The organism is Uliginosibacterium sp. 31-12, assembly GCF_030548425.1.
GTDB lineage: Bacteria > Pseudomonadota > Gammaproteobacteria > Burkholderiales > Rhodocyclaceae > Uliginosibacterium > Uliginosibacterium aquaticum.
The window spans coordinates 95,274-116,858 of sequence record NZ_JAUOOA010000005.1; the positions used below are offsets into that span (position 1 = coordinate 95,274).

A 21,585-nucleotide genomic window follows, 5' to 3' on the forward strand; every position below is an offset into this window, starting at 1 on the left:
AGCCTACAAAGCACGGTCTGGGTGTGGCGCGCAATACCCGTCCGGATCACCCCAGGCCATGTCTGAGAGCGCTGCAGCATGCGACAAACTCCGGCAGTGCACCAAAGCGCGGGGCCCGCCGGACGGAAAATTTTTTGCGTGAATAAATAGAAAATTTCAATGAGTTTATAGACAAACCTTTCAAACAGTTCAGGCCAGCACTAGCGGATCGAGGCAATAGATGGCGAAAATAGATGGCGAAGCCTGTGCGACGCGCAATCGCCTGGCGAGTTCAGCGCCAGGCGCTGCCGACCTGGATATAGAAAGCCGTGTCATCTGGCCCACGTGCGATGTCCAGCCCAGCAAGCAGACCCAGCTTGCGTGCGATCAGGTAGCGAAAGCCACCGCCCCAGGATGTCACGCGTTCAGCCTCAGCAAAGTCGTTGCGCCCGCCGTAGGCCTTGCCCATGCCACCAAAGCCAATCACCGACCAGCGCTCATCCAGCGCGAAGCGCAGCTCCAGCTCGCCCGCCGCCGCCTGCCGATCCTGATAGCGCGCCGCAGGAATGCCGCGCAGTTTGACGTAGGGCTGTGCCCAGAACGGCACCTGGCCCTGCGCCAGTTGCCAGTCGCCCCGCAGGCCCAGCACCAGGCTTTTGCTGAGCGGCTGCCAGTGGTAGGCGCGCGCACCCAGCAGATCGAAGCTGTTGGTGCTGCCGAATTCCGGGCGCATGAAGTTGCCCTCGCCTTCGACATAGCTGCCGGCATTCGGCGACAAAAAATTGTCGCGCGTGTCGTAATCGATCAAGGCCCCGACTGCGCCCAGACGCTGCTTGAAGGTTTGATCCAGCAGGTCCAGCGGACGTTCACGATCGAAATGCATTTCGGAATCGAAATAGGCATAGCGCAGCCCGAACAGCCAGGGCGTATCGCCGGCACGCATCAGCACCTGCTGAACCAGACCGAGACCATCCACGGTATAACGCTGGGCGTTGCCCTGCCGGCCGTAGTAATCAAGATTGATGGCAAGCTTGGCGACACCGCCAAGGTAGCGGATGCGGTCTCCATCCCAGCTATGCATGTGCCCCGCAAAACCGCCGTAGGTGCCGTTCTCGGTCTTGAAACCGCCGAAGGCCGAGATGTTCGGCGGCGCCCGCCGGCCAGTTTCCGCCATGCTGTGCTGTGACGCATCGGCAATCGATTCGTCGAAATACACGGCGGCCACCCCGGCGCCATAGCCCACCGCCGGCTCGGTAATGATGATCGGGACCGGCAACACCCCCTGATATTTCAGCAGGTGTTCACTGGCATCGAAGCGGCCGTCTTCCGGATCGGTGAAACGCCCGCCTTCATCCGCCAGCACACCCGATGCGGCCAGCATCATGCTGGCCAGCACCGTAAGCCGGGCGATCAGCCCAGCCACACCCTTGCGTTGCGGAACATACGCATCCATGGTGAATCCTCGCCCAGCGTGGTCGGCGCCCAGCTCATCTGCACCGTGCGGCGGCAGCGCTCCGGGTGCGGCATCATGATGGTGAAGCGTCCGTCCGGCGTGGTCAAGCCGGTAATGCCGGCAGGCGAACCGTTCGGGTTGGCCGGATAGCTGCTGGCAACCTCACCATTGTTGGCGATGAAGCGCAGCGATACCAGCGCCTGCTCTTGCACACCATGCTGGCTGAAATCCGCCCGGCCTTCGCCGTGGCTGACCACGATAGGCATGCGGCTGCCAGCCATGCCGGCGAGCAGGATGCTCGGCGATTCCAGTACTTCGACCATCGCCGTACGGGCTTCAAACTGCTCGCTGCGGTTGCGCTGGAAACGCGGCCAGGCATCCGCGCCCGGAATGATCTCGGCGAGATTGCTCATCATCTGGCAGCCGTTGCACACGCCCAACGCGAAGGTATCGCTGCGCTGGAAGAAACCAGCAAATTGCTCGCGCAACTTGTCATTGAACAGGATGGACTTGGCCCAGCCCTGGCCGGCGCCGAGCACGTCGCCATACGAGAAGCCGCCACATGCCGCCAGACCGTGGAAGTCCGCCAGATTCACGCGACCCGCCATCAGGTCGGACATGTGCACGTCAAACGCTGCGAAACCTGCCGCCTCGAACGCAGAGGCCATTTCGTTCTGTGAATTCACGCCCTGCTCGCGCAGGATCACGACCTTGGGACGCGCGCTTGCCTTGGCGATGTAAGGCGCCGCGACATCTTCAGCCGCGTTGAAGCTCAGCGCGACGGACAGGCCCGGATCGGTCTTGTCAGCCAGCGCGGCGAATTCCTGATCGGCACTCGTCGCGTCGTCACGGATGCGTGCGATCTCGTGGCTGACCTCGCTCCACGCCTGCAGCAGCTCATGCACATCAGCCTCGAACACGGTCTTGGCATTGCGACGGATGCGCAGGGCGCCGCGATCATTCGGGAAACCGATGAAGTGGGTTTCTGCGCCCAAGCCGGCTTCGCGCAGCATGATCTGCACGCGCTCGCGGTCGCTGCGGCGGATCTGCACCACCGCGCCCAGCTCTTCGGCAAACAGCGCGCCGAAGACGCGATCATTGAAGCGGCCCTTGAGCATATCCGGGCGCTTTTCGGCACCGTCGATGTCATTGACCATGCCGTCGTAGCAGACCGAATCCAGCTCGATCGAGATACCGGAGCGGGCAGCGAAGGCCATCTCGGCCAAAGTGGTGAACAGGCCACCATCGGAACGGTCATGGTAGGCCAGCAGCAGGTCCGCCTGCTTGAGCGCGGTGATGCCGGTGAAGAAGGCCTTCAGGGTCGCGGCGTCGATATCCGGCGCATGCTCACCGACCGAGTTGTAAGCCTGTGCGAGGATCGAGCCACCAAGGCGATGCTTGCCCTTGCCCAGATCGATCAACACCAGTTCGGTCTCGATGCCTTCTTCGATCTTCAGCTGCGGCGTGAGGGTCTTGCGGATGTCCTGCACCGGCGCGAAGGCCGTGGAAATCATCGACAACGGCGAAGTCACCGACTTGGCCTCCGCGCCTTCCTTCCAGGTGGTACGCATGGACAGCGAATCCTTGCCGACCGGAATCGACAGATCGGCACCGATACAGAATTCAGACACGGCCTTCACCGTATCAAACAGGCGCGCATCTTCGCCGCGCTGGCCGCAGGCGGCCATCCAGTTGGCGGAGAGCTTGATGTCGCCGATCTTGGCGACGTCTGCTGCGAGCAGATTGGTGATGGATTCGCCCACGGCCATGCGACCCGAGGCTGCCGGATTTACACAGGCCAGCGGCGTACGCTCGCCCATCGCAAAGGCGTCGCCGGTGTAGCCGTGGAAGCTCATCGCAGTGACGGCCACATCCGCCACCGGTGTCTGCCAGGGGCCGACCATCTGATCGCGCGCGGTCAGGCCGCCCACCGAGCGGTCGCCGATGGTGATCAGGAAGGATTTGTTTGCCACCGCCGGCATGCGCAGCACGCGCAGCGCGGCGTCCGCCACGTCGATCTCGCTCACGTCGAAAGGCGGCAGGTAGATCGGGCGCGTCGCCACGTCGCGGGTCATCTTCGGCGGTTTGCCGAGCAGCACCTGCATGTCCATGTCGACGGCGTGATTGCCGAAGTGGCTGTCAGTTACTTGCAGGCGGCCGTCGCCCGTTGCCGTGCCAACCACTGCAAACGGGCAGCGTTCGCGGGCACAGAAGGATTCAAACAGGCCAAGCGATTCGGGCGCGATCGCCAGCACATAGCGCTCCTGCGACTCGTTCGACCAGATCTCGCGCGGGCTCATGCCCGGCTCTTCGATCTGGATGTTGCGCAGCTCGAAATGCGCGCCGAGTTCAGCGAAATCGGCCAGCTCCGGCATGGCGTTGGAGAGGCCGCCCGCGCCCACGTCATGCATGGCCAGAATCGGATTCTTGTCGCCGAGTTGCCAGCAGGCGTCGATGACTTCCTGCGCGCGGCGTTCCATTTCCGGGTTGCCACGCTGCACCGAGGCAAAGTCCAAATCGGCCGCATTGCTGCCGGTGGCCATCGAGGACGCTGCACCGCCGCCCAGACCAATCAACATTCCGGGGCCGCCAAGCTGAATCAGCAGCGTGCCGGGGGCAAACTTGGTCTTGAAAGATTGCTCGGCCTGAATGGAGCCAAGACCGCCAGCGATCATGATCGGCTTGTGGTAGCCGCGCACTTCGCCTTCGACTTCCTGCTCGAAAGTGCGGAAATAGCCAGTCAGGTTCGGGCGGCCGAATTCGTTGTTGAAGGCCGCAGCACCAAGCGGGCCTTCGATCATGATGTCCAGCGCGGAAGCGATGCGCTCCGGCTTGCCATAAGCCTTTTCCCAGGGCTGGGTCGCGCCGGGGATATTCAGGTTGGACACGGTAAAGCCCGCCAGACCAGCCTTCGGGCGCGAGCCACGGCCGGTCGCGCCTTCATCGCGGATCTCGCCACCTGCGCCGGTCGAAGCGCCCGGGAAGGGTGAAATCGCGGTCGGGTGGTTGTGGGTTTCCACCTTGGCGAGGATGTGGGTCAGTTCCTTGCGGTAAGCCCACTGACCATCGGCATCCGGGTAGAAGCGATCTACCTCGAAGCCTTCGATGATCGACGCGTTATCCGCGTAGGCAACGATGGTGCCTTCGGGGTGTGCCTTATGGGTGTCCTTGATCATGCCGAAGAGGGATTTCTCTTCCTTGCGGCCATCGATGATCCAGTCGGCGTTGAAGATCTTGTGGCGGCAGTGCTCCGAGTTCGCCTGCGCGAACATCATCAGCTCGACATCGGTCGGGTTGCGCTGAACTTTCGTGAAGTTTTCGACCAGGTAGTCGATTTCGTCGTCCGACAGAGCCAGCCCCAGCTCGACGTTGGCAGCTTCCAGTGCGGCGCGGCCACCTGCGAGGATGTCGACGCTGGTCAGCGGCTGCGGCGCATAATGGGCGAAAAGGCCAGCAGCGGCTTCTACCGAGTCCAGCACAGATTCAGTCATGCGGTCATGCACGAGCGACAGCACGGATTCGCGGGCGAACTTGCCATCCAGCGAGAACTGGATGCCGCGCTCGATACGCACGATCTTGGCGAAGCCGCAGTTGTGAGCGATGTCGGTGGCCTTCGAGGACCAGGGCGAGATCGTGCCCAGACGCGGCGTCACCAGCAGATTCGTGCCGGCCGGCGCTGCAGCGTTGGCTGGGCGGGCATCGAGCAGATCAACCAGACGCTCCAGCTCCTGCGCCGACAGGGATTCCTTGACCTCCACGAAGTACCAGAATTCAGCAGCCAGAGCGTGCAATTTCACGCCAGCGCTGCTCAGGGATTCGGATAGGCGAGAGAGGCGCGAAGCCGAAAAGGCCGGTGCGCCGCGAAGGCTGAGGATGTCGGACATGGGAGGCACTCTGGATTGAAACCGGCCGGGCCGGTCTGAGGGAGGCCGGATTATAGCGGAAGCGCCCCTCCAAAACTGGGCAAAAATGCCGTAAGGTCTTGAAGACAAGCCAATTCACAATCACAGAGAGCCCCCACCATGCCCCGCCCCATCGAGAAGACCGACGCAGAATGGCGTGAAGTATTGAGCCCCGAGGAATACCGCGTCACCCGCCAGGCCGGCACCGAGCGTCCCTTTAGCGGGGAATACTGGAACGAATGGTCAAACGGCGACTACCGCTGTCGCTGCTGTGGTGCCGAGCTCTTCCAGTCGGACACGAAATTCGATGCCGGCTGCGGCTGGCCCAGCTTCCACAGCGCTGCTGCCCCGGAAAACGTCGAGCAGCGTGAGGACTTTTCCCACGGCATGTACCGCACCGAAGTGCTGTGCCAGCAGTGCGGCGCGCACCTGGGCCATGTTTTCGATGACGGCCCTGCCCCGACCGGCCTGCGCTACTGCATCAACTCGGCCTCGATCAAGCTGAAGAAGAGTTGAAGCACTGTTGATAACAGCGTGCATGGAGGCTAGAGCCTACGACGAGTCCTTCATCGAGGGGCGCTGCTACAGCCCTTCCAGCCCTTTCAGCAAAGGGATGCGTGCAGCCGGATTGGCCGGCAGCGCTTTTTCCCATGATCCATAACTGGGGTTCGGGATCATGAATAAATTCATACCGAAGTGGCTCATTATTTCGCTGGCGGCAGCGTCAGCCTCCCCTCTGCGCAAACGTTCCACGCTTGCAACCGGTAGAAAGTCCCCCATGTCATCGCCGATCAGCATGATGACTCGGTGTGTTTCGGCAATTTTTGCGCGTCGCTCGCTTTTGTCGCTAACGCTCCACTCCGGACGCTGCTTCTTGAACATAAACGCAGCTCGGTCATTGGCACGAGCGAACCCCAGCCTGGCCATGTTTGACTGAGTATGTGTCAGCGCCGGACAAGGATCGGCCTCATCCGCCACGCATTCGCGGTTGCTCACATAAAACACATCCACTCCCAGCTTCGCCGCCAGCTGAGTGAAGCGCACCGCACCCGGCACCGCAGGCGCTGCCTCACGCCTGATCCAGGCGGACCAACTCTGCGGCGCAAATGTCTGATTGTTCTGCACGGCCCAAGCATCGTATTCCGAGTTGTCGAGCACGGTCTCATCCACATCAAGAATCACCGCCGGCCGCTGTAACTTTGCCTTGCCTTGCTCCAACGAAGCCCAGAGCTTGCCGTGAATGACACGCGGCAGCGCTGCGCTCGCGGCGTGATAAGCCATCGCCGCCGCGGCATGATGCTCCAGCGATTGCTGTGTCCACAGCACACCGTTAACCTGAGAAATGGCTTTCTCTGTAGGAGGCAGCGTCTGTGCATAGGTGCCGGACGCCAAGCCGAACATGAGTAAGACCACCAGATAAATCTGCTTCAAGATTTCCCCCTGTCCGATTGATGCGTTGAATGTCCCTGTCGGGACTTTCAACGATTATCGAAGCGCAAACGGTTTGCGCCCATCAGCGGGTATGGAAGACCCTCATGCCTGAACACGAATGCAGAGAATTCTGCCCCCTAGCGGTCAGGACACATGCCTTCAACAAATCCCCCTCGGATACAGCGCAAGCTGATCCGGGAGTTCATCGGCCGATCAACAAGGGTTCGCTCAATCACGCGTTTCTCTCATCCACCTCACGCAGTGCCCGGAGCACCGGTGAATCAAACTCGCGCCGGGCTTGAACGTAAACCACCACAGTGGTCGCGATGATGAAAAGCCAGGGCGAGAGCATCCAGCCCAGCACGGCGAGCCCGAAGTAATAGGCGCGCAGGCCGCGGTTGAAATCGTCGCCCGCGCAGGTATTCACGGCGGCGTGCTTCTGGGCGAAACGCTCCAGCACTTCCGGGGCGGACTCCCTGGGCGGCACCGCGCCGGTAGTGATCGAGAGCACATTGAACTGACGCAACGCCCAGGTGAATTTGAAGTAGGCCACCACGAAGATGGTGATCAGCAGAATCAGCTTGAGCTCCATGGCCTCACGCGAGATGCTGCGCGAGAACTGCAGCTCGGCGGCGGTATCGATGAAGCGGTCCAGAGCCCCGAGGGTCGCGAAGAGGCCGGCGATGATGTAGATCGAGGTGTTGGCGTAGAAATTCACGCTACTGACAAGATTGCTGACCAACGCGCAATCGACGATGCGGTTCTCGCGCGTAAGCATCTGCTGCGCCCATTGCACGCGCAGGCGATGGCCTTCGACAAGCAGGGTCGAATGCCCCTTCCAGCCTTTCTCTACAAGGCGCTCATAGCCGAACCAGCAGATCAGGAACCAGACCAGCCCCAACCAGTCGGCCCAGAAGAACTGCTTGAAGAAAGCCAGGAAATCCATGGTGCGCAGCTCCGCATGACAGGCGGGCAAGGATGCCCGAGGCCCTGCCCGCACGCAAGCGCATCCCCAGGTCGGCGCAGCGGGCATGGAAGTGTCCGCTGCGCGCCTCTGGCGCGGCTAATCAGTGAAGAAATACTGCTGCGGCAGTGATGGGTTGGGCGTGGGCCAGATCCAGGCGCCGGGCATCTGATCGGGCACGCCCTGCAGACGGCGGGCGCGAATGCCGGTCTGGGCCGGCGAGCTGACGGTGCCGAGCACTTCCAGTTCCTCTGCCGCGATGGCGAGAATCCGCTGGAACAGCCGGTCGGCCTCGGCAGCGGAGCGGGCGGCCTTCCACTCATCCCACCATTGCAGGCGCTGGCGCATCGCCGGCGGCGGTTCCATGCCTTCGGCGCCGTGACTATCGTACCAGCGCACCCAGGGCAGGCCCTGGCGCGAATCGGCCGGATGCTGGGCGAGATAGGCGCGTGGGTTGTAGGTCGGGTCGATACCACCGGAGACGACATCCACACTGATGTCGTAATCATTGGCGCGCGCCCGGCTGCTTGCCACCGCACGATCCAGGGCCTCGATCACCAGCTCGATACCGGCCTGCGCCCAGTCCTGTCGCACCATCTCGAGCGTGGCGATCATCTGCTCAGCGTTGCTGTTGACAATGGCGCGCAGGCTCAGGCGAGCGCCATCGGGCAGCAGGCGGAAACCCTGGGCATCGCGTGCCGTGAGACCCAACGCATCGAGACTGTGATTGGCTGCGGCGATATCGAAGCGGATGAACTGGCTGGCCAGTTTCTCATTGTAAAAACGGTGGCCACGCGGTGGCCCAACCTGCCAGGGGGTGACCTCACCGCGGAACACGCCGCGCGCGATGGCATCGCGATCAAAGGCCTGCGACAGCGCCGCCTTGAAGCGCACGTCGGCATACAGGCGGCGCAGCGCGTCACGCACAGTGGTGTGGTTGAGATAAAGCCCGACTGCCGACGCATTCACGTCCGGCAAACTCATCTGCACATGGCTGCCGCTGGCCGCCAGCGCTGCCAGCCGCTCACGCGCAGCTACCCCACTGACATGACGGATCTGCAGGTCCAGCCGCCCCTCCATGGCCGCGGCAAGAATGGCCGTGGGATCACGAAAGAGCTCGAAACGGATCGCATCGAGATAAGGCAGCTGGCGCCCGTGCTGGTCCACCTGCCAGAAGTAGGGATTGCGCTGCAGGACGACCGGCGTCAGACCGCGCCCCAAACCTGCACTGATCACCCAGGGATCAAGGGTGGGTTTGTCCGGGTTAGACCAGCGCCCCACGAAGGCCGGGCACTGACGATTAAAGAGCGCCATCCAGCCACTCAGACCAGCCTGTTTGGCCTCGGCATCAGCCTGCGGGTTGTAGGCCGCATGAAAGCGCGTGCAGTAGTGCCGGGGATAAAGCACTGGGTGATGGCCATAGGGACCGGCCAGCTCCTCGGGCAACAGGCGATTGCCCGCAGCAAAACGAATGCGCACCTGCCAGGTATCGATTTTCTCCGCCCGCATGGTCTCCCCGGCAGCCTGATAGCGATCGGCCGGCGGGCCGGAGAGACTGCGGTCGGCAATCACTTCATTGACGGCAAACACCACGTCATCAGCCGTGAAAGGCACACCATCGGACCAGCGCAGGCCGCGGCGCAAACTAAACACGTACTCGGTCGCATCGCGATTCACCGTCCAGCGCTCCGCGATGTTGGGCTGGATGCGCTCGAAGCGCGTATCCCAACGCGTGAGCCCTTGGGCCACAAAGCGCAGCACGCCGTTTTCATCACCACTGGCCAGCAAGGCGCTGCGCAGGCTGCCCCCGTAGCGCGCACCGGGGAGTGCGTGAATCACTTCGGGTGAATCTGGCAGGCGACGCTGTACCGGCGCCAACTCACCTGCCGCTACCCGCGCTGAAAGTTCGGGTGCCTCGCTGAAAGCCTGACTGCTCATACAGGCCAGAGCAGCCCAGACAGCCAGCCCGCTACGCCAAAACCGGCTCAGGAAAAATAGATATCGCTGCATGCTTGTCCTCATCAGGGCAAATGCCGGCCGTTTGCCGACGGACTCAGCATGCCGCGCAGGCCATCGCATCCTTGATCAGGATCGGCGTTTGAGTGCGACAACCGGCAGGTAAAGCGCAAAGCGACGCTCCTGCGGCGCGGTGTAACCGCTGACCGTAATCTCGCGCAGCAACAGGCGCGCCTCCTGCCGCCATATGCAGCCAAACCTGGCTCGGACTTCCTCGACAACCCCAGGCAAGCTGGCCGCACGCGGGAAAGTCAGGGTGTGCCAGACCGCATACAGCCCGGCGGGATGGACGACGCGATCCACCTGCGCGACCTGCTGGCTCAACCCTAGGGCCGGCACGAAGTGCTGCACTGCAACCCTCCGCTCCGACCCGCCGCCAAGCGGACAATCGCGATCCAGCGCCAGCCAGTTGCGCCAGTGCGCCACCCCGGCCACGGCCAGATTGCCCACCAGAGGGGCGGCGCCGGTGTGTTGCTCGCGCGCCTGACCGCGATAGTTCATCTGCCAGACGGGCCGCTCGGGCAGGTATTCAAGGCTCAAGGGCGGCAGGGGCCGGCGGCGCGGCGAATACGCACCAACCTGCGAGGGAGCGAAGCCGAAACGGCGCACAAAAGCATGGCAGAAGGCCGCCGCAGAACCATAGCCTGCCGCAAGACCGATATCCTGCAATGCGCCCTGACCGCTGCGGATCTGCTCCAGGGCACGCGACAAGCGCAGGCGGCGCAGCGTAACCAGCGGCGTCTCCCCCACCTTGCTGCGATACAGGCGCTCCAGCTGGGAGGGAGAAAGGCAGGCCAGATCGGCCAGATGCGTCAGTGGAATATCCTCATCGAGATGGGTGGCGACGTACTCGATCACGCTGCGCACGCGGCGGCTCTGCAGGGCGAAGAGTTCAACGGTCATGCGCATGGCTTGAGCGGGCTCCGACAGAACGAGGGGGACGGAGCCGCGAGCATACGCCTGCTCCACTCCTGCCAATTGATCGCAAAGCGCATTTCAGTCCACCAGAAATTCCCGCACGATCCCGATCTGCGCCGGATCCATCAGCATTGGCGCATGACCAGCCGCGGCGATCTCGACATGTCGGGCGCACGGCCCGCGCCGACACATGGCCTCTGCGGTGGCATGGCTCAGCAGGTCCGAATCCACCCCGCGCAACACTAAGGTCGGTGCCGTGATGGCGTCATACATCGGCCACAGCAGCATATCGGTCTTGAGCGGCTGGGCACGCATGGCATCACCGATGGCTGGGTCATAGTGCATGCGCCAGCCATTGCCCTCCGGGCGCAGGCTGTTCAGGGTCAGCTGACGCCACTGTGCGTCGCTGAGCGGGCCGAAACCGGGGCAGACGCCACGCAGGTAGCGCTCAGCCTCTTCCAGCGCCAAAAAGTGCGGTGCCCGTCCAACGTAGTCACCGATGCGGGTCAAGGCGACAGCCGAAAGCACCGGCCCGACATCATTGAGAATCAGGCGACGGATCGGGTTGCCGGGCATGGCAGCGAGCGCCATGCCGATCAGGCCGCCCATTGAGGTACCCAGCCAGTCGACCCGCTCCACATCCAGCCGCGCAATCAGACTCAGCAGATGTGGCACATAGCTGGGCACGGCATAGGCACTCTTGTCCACCAGCCAGTCGCTATCACCACGACCGGCAATGTCAGGGCAGAGCACGCGATAGTCGCAGCTGAGTGCAGCGGCGAGAACATCGAAATCCCGTCCGTTGCGAGACAGGCCGTGCACACAGATCAGCACGCGCGGATTGTCCGGCCGCCCCCACTCGGTGTAGGCCATGCGGTGCAACTGGCCTGAAGTGAGGCACTGCACGCTGCAGCGGCGCATATCGGGCATCACACCCAAGCAGCGAAACAATCGCTTAAAAAAGTTAAATAGCATAACAAGAACAATCAGTAAGTTCGATCGTGCCAATAACGGGCATGCGTCTGGCGGAAGGAGTCGACTTCGATGCCACCGGCACGCAAGCGAAACAGCAGCGCTCCGTCAGCGTCTGAACGATGGATGCTTGCTCCGGCCTGCACATAACGGGCCAGCACGTCTGGCGCAGGATGGCCGTAGCGATTGCGATAGCCGGCTGTGAAAACGGCGTGGCGAGCGGCTGTCGCATGGATGAAATCCGGCGTGGAGGAGCTGCGGCTACCGTGATGCGGCACGATCAGGATGTCGCTGGCGAGTGCCTCTGCCTGTTCCTGCAGCAGACGGGTTTCAACAGCAGCCGGAATATCTCCGGTGAGTAAAACACTCCCCTGAGCGGACCTCACACGCAGCACGCAGGAGAGCTCATTGTCCTTGCCGCTGAAGCCCTCGGCGGGGTGCAGGAATTCGAAATGCACGCCGTCCCACTCCCAGGCCTCGCCCTGCCGGCAGGCTTGATGCGGGCTGGCGAAGCCCAGCAAGGCATGGTCTGGCGAAAGGCTGCTGCGCCAAGCCGCGGGCGACGCGGCGGCCAGCACGCTATCGGCACCCCCCGAGTGATCCACATCGTCATGCGACACCACCAGCAGATCCAGCTTTCGCGTCCCCACGGCGCGTAGCCAGGGCAGCACGATGCGCTCGCCGGCATCCACCTCGGGCCCGTACTGCGGCCCGGCATCGAAAAGCACGTCATGCTGCGCGGTGCGCAGATGCACCGCCAGGCCCTGCCCCACATCCAGCACGTTCACATCCAGCTCACCGAGCGCCGGACGCAAAGGAGCCCATAGCAGCAAGGGTGCAAAGCTCAACAAACCGACCGCACGCCCCGGCACTCCGCGCGGCAGCAAGGCCCATAAAGCCGCTAATGCGCAAACCGCCACCAGCCACAGCGGCGGCGCAGCCTGTTGCCACAAGGCCAGCGGGCTCGCCGCACACCAGGCCAGAAAAGCCAGCAGCCCCTCCAGCAGCCAGTGCGCGAGTTCCGCCAGTGACGGCAGGGGCAGCACGGCAAAGCCGAGCGCCAGCGGCGTGATCAACATGCTGATCAAGGGAATCGCCAACGCATTGGTCAGCGGCGAGATCAGTGAAAACTGCTGGAACAAGCCCAGCAGCAGGGGCAAGCTCAGCACGCTCACCGCCCACTGGGCACGCAGCCATTCCGGCATGAGGCGTCGCCAGCTTGCACGCCCTGCCGCGCTCTGCTGACGCGCTACCAGCAACAAGGCCGCCACCGCTCCGAAAGAAAGCCAGAAACCGGCCGACAGCACAGCCCAGGGATCAATCAGCAGCACCAGCAGCAGGGCCGCCGCCATCACCCGGCTGGCCCCCGCCGCACGCCCGCTCCACAGGGCCAATGCCGCCACTGCCAGCATGTAGAAGGTACGCTGGGCCGGCACACCACAACCGGCCAGCAACACGTAGGCGCCAGCGGATAGCGCCGCCACCAGAATGGCCAGTTTCTGCGCCGGCAAACATAGCATCAGCCACGTCGAGCGGCGCCACAACCAGCTCGCAAACCAGCCGGCCAGCGCACCAATCAGCGTAACGTGCAATCCGGATATGCTTACCGCATGAGTCAGGCCGGTGGCGCGGAACAGCTCCCACTGCGCAGACGGAATGCCGGCCTGATCACCCACCGCCAGCGCCACCAGCACACCGCGCCCGGCAGCGTCGGGCAGCGCCCGTTCAAAGCGGCTGCGGATCTGCTCGCGCCAGCGATCTACCCGGGCCATCAGGCCGCCTCCGCTGTCCTCGAGGCGCTGATTGCCCGGCCCGCTGCGCACATAACCGGTCGCGCCAATGCCTTGCTCGAACAGCCAGCCCTCGTAATCAAAGCCATGCGGGTTGAGACTGGCGTGGGGCTGGCGCAAGCGCAGCGCGAGCTGCCAGGTTTCGCCTGTATGCACTGCTGGTGGCATCTGTCGCAGCTCGCCCCTTCCCTGCGCATACCAGCTCAGCATCAAGGTGGCAGGGACTCCAGCAGGAGCCTGCTGGGTTTCCAGGCGAAAACGCAGACCACGCTCAAAGACCTGAGGCAAGCCCACGATACGCCCGCGCAGCAGCAGGTCCTGTCCCTCCAGATGTTCGGCGAGTCTATCCGCCAGACGCAACTCGGCACGCCAGTTAGCGTACGCAAACCCGAACAAGGCCATCGCCAGCCACAGGGTCACCACGCGCAGGGGCTTGCGCGGCAGGATCATTGCCACACCCACCAGTGCGGCGGCGCAACCCATGCAGAACGGCCAGGGCTGCAGGTTTGCCTGCAACTGGCAGGATGCGATTCCTAGGGCGAAGAACACGATCAAAAGACGCATGCGGGGATTATTACCAGCCCCCGCCGGGCCTCCGGCTGAACTTACCCGCATTGCCAGCGGTCAATCCCCCCATCGGCTCAGCCATAATGACTCCATGCGCAAATTCATCCGCCATCGCCTGCCCCATCCCGACAGCCTGCGCGAACATCGCATCTTCGGCCTGCTCGGCAATACCCTGCTCCATCCCCGTCTGTGGCACCTGAACCGCCGCTCTGCGGCCGGCGGGATTGCCGTAGGCCTCTTCTGCGGAATGATTCCCGGCCCGCTGCAAATGCTGGGCGCTGGCATCCTGTGCATGTTTTTCCGGGTGAACCTGCCGCTGGCGCTGGTCGGTACTTTTTTCTCCAATCCACTCACCATCGTGCCGCTGTATCTCGCGGCTTTCATGATCGGCCGCTTCGTGACCGGCAGTCATGCCCATTTCACGCATCCGCCGGAGGTGGACTGGAATAGCCTCGCGGAGATGATGTCTGCCTGGGCGCAATGGATCATGAAACTGGGCGAGCCCCTGCTCGTCGGCCTGCCCTTGCTCGCCCTGTTGCTAGCGGCAGCAGGCTACTTCTCGGTGAAATACGGCTGGGAAATCTGGCTGCGCCACAGCTGGCATAAACGCTGCAAGACGCGCCGCTGCAGCACCAAAGCGCAATTGGGTGCTGATTGACAAAAATTAATACCAACTTTCATCCGATGACTATCCTGATGACATCCCCCATCCTCACGGAGATGCCATCTTGCACCGCCCTCTCTGCCGCCTTGCCCTTCTGCTGCTCGCCCTGAGCAGCCTCCAGGCCCATGCCGGGCGCCCCCTGGGCACCGACGATGCCGCGACCGTTGGGGACAAGCAATGCCAGCTCGAAGCCTGGTACGAGAGAACGCAGGACACCCGCGCCTGGGTCGCTTCACCGGCTTGCGGGCTAGGCGAATTCGAGCTGGGGCTGGAGGCCTCGGAAACAAAACTGCCCGAGGCCCAGAAAGAGAGTGCGCAAAGCCTGGCTCTGAAGTGGGCGCCAGATGTGCTGAAGTTCGGTCCAGTCGGCTTCGGGGCCAAGCTGTGGACTGGCCGCGCCCGCGTCTATCCGGCCGCCGAAGAAGCCTGGGAAGGCTATCGCCCGGTCGAAAATGGCGCCCTGCTGCTGGCAAGCTGGGAGATCACGAACGGCCTCAACCTGCATGCCAATCTGGGCAACGCGCGGGATCGCGTCGAACAGCAGAATGCCCGCCTGGCCAATCTCGCGCTGGCGTGGGACGCGCATGAACGCGTGATGCTGTTTGCCGAAGCCCAGTACCAGCAACGCGCCGGCACCACACAGGCTACTGGCCTGCGCCTGTGGGCCATCCCAGAAAAATTTGGCATCGACCTCACCGCAGCCCGTGTGGCTGGCGTGAGGGATTCCACCACCTTCAGCATCGGCTTTGGCTGGTACGGCCTGTTCGGCAACTGAGCGACACACAGCGAATAATCTGATTGGTAATCGGCTTGAGAAAGAGCTAGAAACAATTCTCATTCCCTGACTTTGGGCACGAGAAGAATGTATGGAGACGCTGCCCGAAGATTGCGCGTGAGGTCAGTGCAATCCCTTGGCTCTACCCGCTTTTGTGCCAGGGCAGTCGCGCCTGTCGCCCTGAAGCTCCGGCACAGCCCTAGCATTTCACGGCAGATAGCCCGGCCTTGGCGGCCTCTTCCATCAGGGAAGTAATGATGAACGATGCCGCCCTCCCCCTTCCCGGTGACGAGTCTTTCCGGCGGGCCGTCGAGTGGGCGCCCACCGCCATGGTCATGGTGAATGAAGAAGGCCGGATCGTGCTGGCCAACGCCCAGGCCGAGCGGGTATTCAGCTACAGCCGCGACGAACTACTGGGCCAGCCCATCGAAATGCTGGTGCCGGAGCGCTTTGCGGGCCAGCATCCGGGCTTTCGCCAGGCCTTCTCCAGCAATCCCCATCCACGCCCAATGGGCAGCGGCCGCGAGCTTTTCGCACGGCGCCACGATGGCAGCGAATTCCCGGTCGAGATCGGCCTTACTCCGATAGACGCCGGCAACGGTTTCATGGTGCTGGCGGCGATCGTCGACATCACCGAACGCAAACGCCTGGAAGAGCGCTTTCGCCGCGTCGTGGAATATGCGCCCAGCGCCATGGTGATGGTGGATCGCAAGGGTTGCATCGTTCTGGTGAATGCCCAGACCGAGCAGCTCTTCGGTTTTCCACGCAGCGCAGTGATCGGCCAGCCGATCGAGATGCTGGTCCCCGAGCGCCTGCGTGGCGAGCACGTGGGTTACCGCAACGGTTTTCTCAAGGAATCCCAGCCCCGTCCGATGGGAGTCGGCCGTGACCTCTTCGCGCGGCGGGCCGACGGCACGGAGTTTCCAGTTGAGATCGGCCTCAACCCGATCGAAACCGAAGAAGGGCGGATGGTTCTGGCTTCCATCGTGGACATCACCGAACGCCGCCGGGTACAGCAAACCCTGGAAAAGGCGCTGGAAGAAAAAACCGTGCTGCTCAACGAGGTACACCACCGCGTCAAGAACAACCTGCAAGTCATCGCCAGCCTGCTCAACCTGCAGGCCACCCACACCCAGGAACCACGCCTGCGCGCCATTCTCAGCGAGAGCCAAAGCCGCGTACGGGCGATGGCGCTGACTCATCAGCTGCTCTATGAACGCAAGGATTACTCGCGCGTGGATCTGGGCGAATACCTTGAACGCCTCGCCCAATTGTTGCTCAGCAGCTACCGCGAAGAGAGTGCGCACATCAGCCTGCGCCGGGCCCTGCCCTCGGGGCCGCAATTTCTCGACCTCGACCGCGCCATTCCCTGCGGCCTGATCGTCAACGAACTGGTGACCAACGCCTTCAAACATGCCTTTCCGGAGGGGCGTTCCGGCGAAATCAGCCTCGAACTGCATCTGAACGCCAAGGAGCTGGAACTGATTGTGACCGACAACGGTGTCGGTTTTCCGCCCGACTTTGATCTGAACAGCATCCAGTCACTGGGGCTGCAACTGGTGCCCCTGCTGGTCGAACAGCTCAAGGGCCGCTGCAGCTTTGGGACCGGACCGGGGGCACGCTTCAGCCTACGCTTCCCTCTCGATCCGCTCGATTCCGTCATGGAGACTTCGCGATGAACAGCCAAACACCCATCAACCTGATGCTGGTCGAGGATGAGCGCATCGTCGCCTTCGACCTCAAGAACCAGCTCCAGTCCTTCGGCTACCGGGTCGGTGCCATGGTCGGCAGCGGCGAGCAGGCTCTGGCCTGCATCGCCAAGGTCGCCCCCGATCTGGTGTTGATGGATATCCACCTTGAAGGCGCGATGGACGGCGTAATGGCCGCCACCGAAATCCAGCAGCGCCATCAGATCCCGGTCATCTACCTGACTGCCTTTGCCGAGGACGACACGCTGCAGCGCGCACTGGCCAGCCGGCCCTTCGGCTACCTCGTCAAGCCCTGGGATGTGCGCGAGCTGCACGCCTCCATCCAGATGGCGCTGGCCAGGCGCGAAATCGAGCTGGCGGTGGAGAACAGCGAACTGCGCCTCAAGCTAGCGCTGGACGCAGCCTCGCTAGGCGTCTTCGAATGGCTGCCGCAGAGCAACCGTCTTCACGGTGACGGCCATCTGAGCGTGCTCTTCGGCGATACCCGGATGCCGCTCGACGAATCCTGGGAAGCCTTCATCGCCCGGGTGCACGACGACGATCGAGCGCGGGTCACAGAAGCCCTGGGCCAGGCACGCTGCTGCGGCGAAACTGTGCACATCGAATTCCGTACCCTGCGCACCAACGGTGGTCCGCATGTCCTGGAGGCCAACGTCAGGGCCTACTCCGGCCCCTGCAGCGAAGGCCGGGTAGTGGGCATCCTGCAGGATGTCACCCAGCGCCGCCAGTCGGAAGACAGTCTGCGTCGTTCCAGCGTCGTCTTTCATACCGCCGCCGAAGCCATCGTCATCGCCAGTGCCGAGCGCCAAGTGGTCGCGGTCAACGCGGCCTTCACGCGCATCACCGGCTACAGCGAGGCCGAAGCGCTGGGTTTCGACACCGACTTGCTGCTCAGCGTGCAACGCGGCGGGCACGACAGTGCGGCCTTCTTCGCCACCCTGGCTGCCGGCCCGGACAGCTACTGGCAGGGTGAGGTGCTGTGTCAGCGGCGCAGCGGCGAGCGCTTCCCTGCCTGGCAAAGCCTGAGCGTGGTGCGCGACCCGCTCAATCAGGTCAGCAACTTCGTCATCGCCTTCTCCGACGTCAGCGAAATACATGTCGTCGAGGAGCGTCTCAATCATCTCGCTCACCATGACCCTCTGACCGGCCTGCCCAATCGCCTACTCTTCGACGATCGCCTAGGTCAGGCCATCGAACTGGCCCGCCGTCAGAAACACTCCTGCCTGCTGCTGTTCCTGGATCTGGACAGCTTCAAGGTCGTCAACGACACCCTGGGCCACAGCGTCGGTGACGAATTGCTGCGTGTCATCGCCGGACGGTTGCGCGACACCCTGCGCGGCACCGACACCGTGGCCCGCCTCGGAGGCGACGAATTCGTGATTCTGGCCAGCGGTGCCAGTGAAAAATACGCGGCAGAGCTGGCCCGCAAGATCCTCAACACGGTGCGCCTGCCGGTCAGCCTGAGCGGCCAGAAAATCACCGTCTCCGCCAGCATCGGTATCGCTGTATACCCCGCGAACGGCAACAACCAGCACCTGCTCATGCGCGCGGCCGACATCGCGATGTACTCGGCCAAATCGGCAGGGCGCAACCGCTACTGTTTCTACTCACAGGAGATGGCGGCACACACCAACGAGCGCCTGCTACTGGAACAGGGTCTGCGCTACGCCATCGAGGAAAAGCAGCTCAGCGTGCTTTACCAGCCCCAGATCAAACTGGCCAGCGGGCAGATTTTCGGCGTTGAGGCCTTGTTGCGCTGGCAGCACCCGGAACTAGGCATGGTGCCGCCGGATCGCTTCATTCCCATCGCGGAGGAAAGCGGCGTGATCGACAGCCTCGGGCGCTGGGTCCTGGAGCGCGCCTGTCGTGATATCGCGGGGCTCAGGAATGCAACGGGCGAGCAGTTACGCCTGGCGGTCAACGTATCGGCGCGCGAGTTTCGCCGCGAAGACTTCATCCACACCCTGAGCGAGACCCTGGCCCAGACGGGTTTCCCCGCCGAGGCGCTGGAGATCGAGATCACCGAGAGTACGCTGCAGGTCATCGAGCGCAGCATCGAGATTCTCGGCACGCTCAAACGCCTGGGTATTGCCGTCAGCATTGATGACTTCGGCACCGGCTACTCGTCGCTGAGCATCCTGCGCGACCTGCCGATTGACCGCATCAAGATCGACCGCTCCTTCATCACCCACCTGCCGGAAAAGAAGGATGGCGTTGCCATCGTCAAGGCCATGGTGGCACTCGCCGGCTCGCTGCATATGGCAATCATTGCCGAAGGCATCGAAAGCCCTGAGCAGGCCGCCATTCTCCGGCAACTCGGCTGCGACGGCGGCCAGGGCTATCTGTTCAGTCGCCCGGTGGCACATCCGGCACTGACTCTGCTGCTCGCCGACGCCCCTGACCCACATTGAGCCGGGCGCGCGCCATCAGCCCTCCAGCACTCCGTCACGCAGGTTCAATACCCTGCCGGCACGCCTGGCCAGCTCCGGATCGTGGGTCACGATCACCAGGGCGGTGCCCAAACGTTCGTTCAGGTCCAGCATCAGGTCGAAGACCGTCGCGGCAGTCTGGCGATCGAGGTTGCCGGTGGGTTCATCAGCCAGCAGCACGCGCGGCTCGGTGACCAGCGCACGGGCAATCGCGGCACGCTGGCGCTCCCCCCCGGAGAGCTCTCCCGGCGTATGCGTGAGGCGGTGACCGAGGCCGACAGACTCCAGCATCTTCGCCGCCCGGCCATGCGCTTCCGGCGTGGGCAGGCCACGAATCACCAGCGGCATGGCCACGTTCTCCAGCGCCGTGAATTCCGGCAGCAGATGGTGAAACTGGTAGACGAAGCCCATCGCCTGATTGCGCATGCGGCCACGCTCGGCCTCGTTCATCGAGGTCAGCGGACGGCCCAGCAGCTCCACCGAGCCGGCGCTGGGGGTATCCAGCCCGCCCAAGAGATGCAGCAAGGTGCTCTTGCCGGAGCCCGAGGCTCCGATGATGGACAGCGTCTCCCCCTTGCCCACGGTGAGGCTCACGCCACTCAGCACATGCACGGCCGCATCACCGCTGCCATAAGCCTTGGACAGGCCACGGGCCTTTAACACACATTCGTTCATCGCAACTTCACTCATAGCGCAGCGCCTCCGCCGGATTGATGCGCGAAGCTCGCCAGCTCGGATAGAGCGTGGCCACCACGGTCAGCACAAAGGCCACCCCGAGCACGCCGAGCACGTCACCCCACAGCAATTGCGAGGGCAGATCCGAGATGTAGTAGACGTCCTTGGCAAGGAACTGCATGTGGAAGGTGCGTTCGATCCACGGCACGATGGTGCTGATGTTCTTGGCCAGCAGCACACCGCCGAGGGTGCCGACCCCCAGACCGATCAGGCCCATGGTGGCCCCCTGGATCACGAAGATCGTCATCACCTCGGCCGGGCTGGCGCCCAGGGTGCGCAAAATCGCAATATCGGCCTTCTTGTCCTGCACTGCCATGACCAGCGCTGAGACGATGTTGAAAGCGGCCACCGCCACGATCAGCGACAGGATGATGAACATCACTGTTTTTTCCATCTGCACGGCACGGAAGAAATTCGCATGGCTCTGGGTCCAGTCGCTCACGAAGGCATCCTGCGGCAGTTGCCCGCCCAGCTCGCTCGCCACCTGACGCGCCTTGAACAGATCGGCCAGGCGCAGACGTACGCCGCTCACCGCGTCCCCCATCTGGTAGAGCGTCTGTGCATCCTTCATGTGGATCAGGGCCAGACCCGAGTCGTACTCATACATGCCGGCCTCGAACACGCCCACCACGCGGAACTGCTTCACGCGCGGCAGCACAGCGGCCGGCGTCACCAGCCCCTGCGGGGCAATCAGGGTCACCTTGTCGCCCTGCCGCACACCCAGCGCGAGCGACAGCTCACGCCCCAGAATCACGCCGAACTCGCCTGGCTTCAGGTCGCCCAGCTCGCCCGAGCGCATGAAGCGGGCGAAGTCGGCCACGGTATCCTCCAGTGCCGGATCGATGCCACGAATCACGCTACCGCGCACGGCCTGATCCATCGAGAACATCGCCTGCTGCTGCACAAAGGGCGCTGCCGCGAGTACATCCTTGCGCTCGAGCGCCTTGGCGCTGTAGGTGCGCCAGTTCTGCAGACTGCCATCGAAGGACAGGATCTGCGCATGCGCCGCCACGCCGAGGATGCGGTTGCGCAGCTCTTCCTGAAAGCCGTTCATGACCGATAGCACCACGATCAGAGCCATCACGCCCAGCGCAATGCCTGCCATCGAGGCAAAGGAAATGAAGGAAATGAAGCCGCCGCCCGAGGCATTGCGACGCTTGGCGCGCACATAGCGCAGCCCGACAAGGAGAGGAAATTTCATGGCGCGGCAATGCTACACTGCCCTGGCCTCTGGCGCACCCCGCGCCCTTTTTAGCGCCCTTCTTTAGCGCCCTATTCGGC

At 63.2% G+C, this 21,585-nt stretch carries 15 protein-coding genes; 5 read left to right on the forward strand and 10 right to left on the reverse strand.

Annotated elements, in window-relative coordinates:
• Window positions 1–271 precede the first annotated feature (271 nt).
• Window positions 272–1,432 (reverse strand): BamA/TamA family outer membrane protein, encoded by a 1,161-nt coding sequence (locus tag Q3Y64_RS11150; RefSeq protein WP_303561822.1) that lies wholly within the window; start codon window positions 1,430–1,432, stop codon window positions 272–274.
• On the reverse strand, window positions 1,390–5,316 hold the full coding sequence (gene purL, locus Q3Y64_RS11155) for a phosphoribosylformylglycinamidine synthase (protein ID WP_303561824.1): 3,927 nt from the start codon (window positions 5,314–5,316) through the stop codon (window positions 1,390–1,392). Before purL ends, Q3Y64_RS11150 begins: the two co-directional genes overlap by 43 nt.
• A 138-nt stretch (window positions 5,317–5,454) precedes the next feature.
• Here purL and msrB point away from each other — a divergent pair, with 138 nt between their 5' ends.
• Window positions 5,455–5,850, forward strand: a complete 396-nt coding sequence (msrB, locus tag Q3Y64_RS11160; RefSeq protein ID WP_101943137.1) for a peptide-methionine (R)-S-oxide reductase MsrB — start codon at window positions 5,455–5,457, stop codon at window positions 5,848–5,850.
• A gap of 66 nt (window positions 5,851–5,916) precedes the next feature.
• Here the strand turns inward: msrB and Q3Y64_RS11165 are convergent, their stop codons facing one another.
• The 6 genes from Q3Y64_RS11165 to Q3Y64_RS11190 form a co-directional block, all read right to left on the reverse strand.
• Window positions 5,917–6,765, reverse strand: a complete 849-nt coding sequence (locus Q3Y64_RS11165) for a 5'-nucleotidase, lipoprotein e(P4) family (RefSeq protein WP_303561827.1) — start codon at window positions 6,763–6,765, stop codon at window positions 5,917–5,919.
• 232 nt (window positions 6,766–6,997) lie between these two features.
• Window positions 6,998–7,711: a DUF599 domain-containing protein gene (locus Q3Y64_RS11170; protein WP_101943141.1), complete on the reverse strand. Its 714-nt coding sequence runs from the start codon at window positions 7,709–7,711 to the stop codon at window positions 6,998–7,000.
• 117 nt (window positions 7,712–7,828) lie between these two features.
• Window positions 7,829–9,667: an ABC transporter substrate-binding protein gene (locus Q3Y64_RS11175; RefSeq protein WP_303561830.1), complete on the reverse strand. Its 1,839-nt coding sequence runs from the start codon at window positions 9,665–9,667 to the stop codon at window positions 7,829–7,831.
• A gap of 147 nt (window positions 9,668–9,814) precedes the next feature.
• Window positions 9,815–10,654, reverse strand: coding sequence for a helix-turn-helix domain-containing protein (locus tag Q3Y64_RS11180; RefSeq protein WP_303561832.1), 840 nt, complete (start codon window positions 10,652–10,654; stop codon window positions 9,815–9,817).
• Between the two features lie 87 nt (window positions 10,655–10,741).
• Window positions 10,742–11,593, reverse strand: a complete 852-nt coding sequence (locus tag Q3Y64_RS11185) for an alpha/beta fold hydrolase (RefSeq protein WP_303561834.1) — start codon at window positions 11,591–11,593, stop codon at window positions 10,742–10,744.
• 56 nt (window positions 11,594–11,649) lie between these two features.
• Window positions 11,650–13,989 (reverse strand): DNA internalization-related competence protein ComEC/Rec2, encoded by a 2,340-nt coding sequence (locus Q3Y64_RS11190; protein ID WP_303561837.1) that lies wholly within the window; start codon window positions 13,987–13,989, stop codon window positions 11,650–11,652.
• A 94-nt stretch (window positions 13,990–14,083) separates the two neighbouring features.
• Here Q3Y64_RS11190 and Q3Y64_RS11195 point away from each other — a divergent pair, with 94 nt between their 5' ends.
• The 4 genes from Q3Y64_RS11195 (at window position 14,084) to Q3Y64_RS11210 (ending at window position 19,551) form a co-directional block, all read left to right on the forward strand.
• Window positions 14,084–14,650 carry a DUF2062 domain-containing protein gene (locus tag Q3Y64_RS11195; RefSeq protein ID WP_101941057.1) on the forward strand — a complete coding sequence of 189 codons (567 nt, stop codon included), beginning with the start codon at window positions 14,084–14,086 and terminating at the stop codon, window positions 14,648–14,650.
• Window positions 14,651–14,720: 70 nt separating this feature from the next.
• Window positions 14,721–15,431, forward strand: coding sequence for a hypothetical protein (locus Q3Y64_RS11200; RefSeq protein WP_303561840.1), 711 nt, complete (start codon window positions 14,721–14,723; stop codon window positions 15,429–15,431).
• A gap of 254 nt (window positions 15,432–15,685) precedes the next feature.
• Window positions 15,686–17,110, forward strand: coding sequence for a sensor histidine kinase (locus tag Q3Y64_RS11205; protein ID WP_303561841.1), 1,425 nt, complete (start codon window positions 15,686–15,688; stop codon window positions 17,108–17,110).
• Window positions 17,107–19,551 carry an EAL domain-containing protein gene (locus tag Q3Y64_RS11210; RefSeq protein ID WP_303561843.1) on the forward strand — a complete coding sequence of 815 codons (2,445 nt, stop codon included), beginning with the start codon at window positions 17,107–17,109 and terminating at the stop codon, window positions 19,549–19,551. Before Q3Y64_RS11205 ends, Q3Y64_RS11210 begins: the two co-directional genes overlap by 4 nt.
• Window positions 19,552–19,566: 15 nt before the next feature.
• On the opposite strand, the gene lolD is transcribed toward Q3Y64_RS11210, so the two are convergent.
• Window positions 19,567–20,259: a lipoprotein-releasing ABC transporter ATP-binding protein LolD gene (gene lolD / locus Q3Y64_RS11215; protein ID WP_303561846.1), complete on the reverse strand. Its 693-nt coding sequence runs from the start codon at window positions 20,257–20,259 to the stop codon at window positions 19,567–19,569.
• A complete protein-coding gene (locus Q3Y64_RS11220; RefSeq protein ID WP_101941060.1) occupies window positions 20,252–21,505 on the reverse strand; it encodes a lipoprotein-releasing ABC transporter permease subunit in 1,254 nt (417 codons plus the stop codon). Before Q3Y64_RS11220 ends, lolD begins: the two co-directional genes overlap by 8 nt.
• Window positions 21,506–21,585 lie beyond the last annotated feature (80 nt).

Bases quoted from the DNA above. Each gene is read 5' to 3' on its own strand.
- Q3Y64_RS11150 (WP_303561822.1), bottom strand. From the start codon at position 1,432: ATGGATGCGTATGTTCCGCAACGCAAGGGTGTGGCTGGGCTGATCGCC.
- purL (WP_303561824.1), bottom strand. From the start codon at position 5,316: ATGTCCGACATCCTCAGCCTTCGCGGCGCACCGGCCTTTTCGGCTTCG.
- msrB (WP_101943137.1), top strand. From the start codon at position 5,455: ATGCCCCGCCCCATCGAGAAGACCGACGCAGAATGGCGTGAAGTATTG.
- Q3Y64_RS11170 (WP_101943141.1), bottom strand. From the start codon at position 7,711: ATGGATTTCCTGGCTTTCTTCAAGCAGTTCTTCTGGGCCGACTGGTTG.
- Q3Y64_RS11175 (WP_303561830.1), bottom strand. From the start codon at position 9,667: ATGAGCAGTCAGGCTTTCAGCGAGGCACCCGAACTTTCAGCGCGGGTA.
- Q3Y64_RS11180 (WP_303561832.1), bottom strand. From the start codon at position 10,654: ATGCGCATGACCGTTGAACTCTTCGCCCTGCAGAGCCGCCGCGTGCGC.
- Q3Y64_RS11185 (WP_303561834.1), bottom strand. From the start codon at position 11,593: ATGCCCGATATGCGCCGCTGCAGCGTGCAGTGCCTCACTTCAGGCCAG.
- Q3Y64_RS11190 (WP_303561837.1), bottom strand. From the start codon at position 13,989: ATGCGTCTTTTGATCGTGTTCTTCGCCCTAGGAATCGCATCCTGCCAG.
- Q3Y64_RS11195 (WP_101941057.1), top strand. From the start codon at position 14,084: ATGCGCAAATTCATCCGCCATCGCCTGCCCCATCCCGACAGCCTGCGC.
- Q3Y64_RS11205 (WP_303561841.1), top strand. From the start codon at position 15,686: ATGATGAACGATGCCGCCCTCCCCCTTCCCGGTGACGAGTCTTTCCGG.
- Q3Y64_RS11210 (WP_303561843.1), top strand. From the start codon at position 17,107: ATGAACAGCCAAACACCCATCAACCTGATGCTGGTCGAGGATGAGCGC.
- lolD (WP_303561846.1), bottom strand. From the start codon at position 20,259: ATGAGTGAAGTTGCGATGAACGAATGTGTGTTAAAGGCCCGTGGCCTG.
- Q3Y64_RS11220 (WP_101941060.1), bottom strand. From the start codon at position 21,505: ATGAAATTTCCTCTCCTTGTCGGGCTGCGCTATGTGCGCGCCAAGCGT.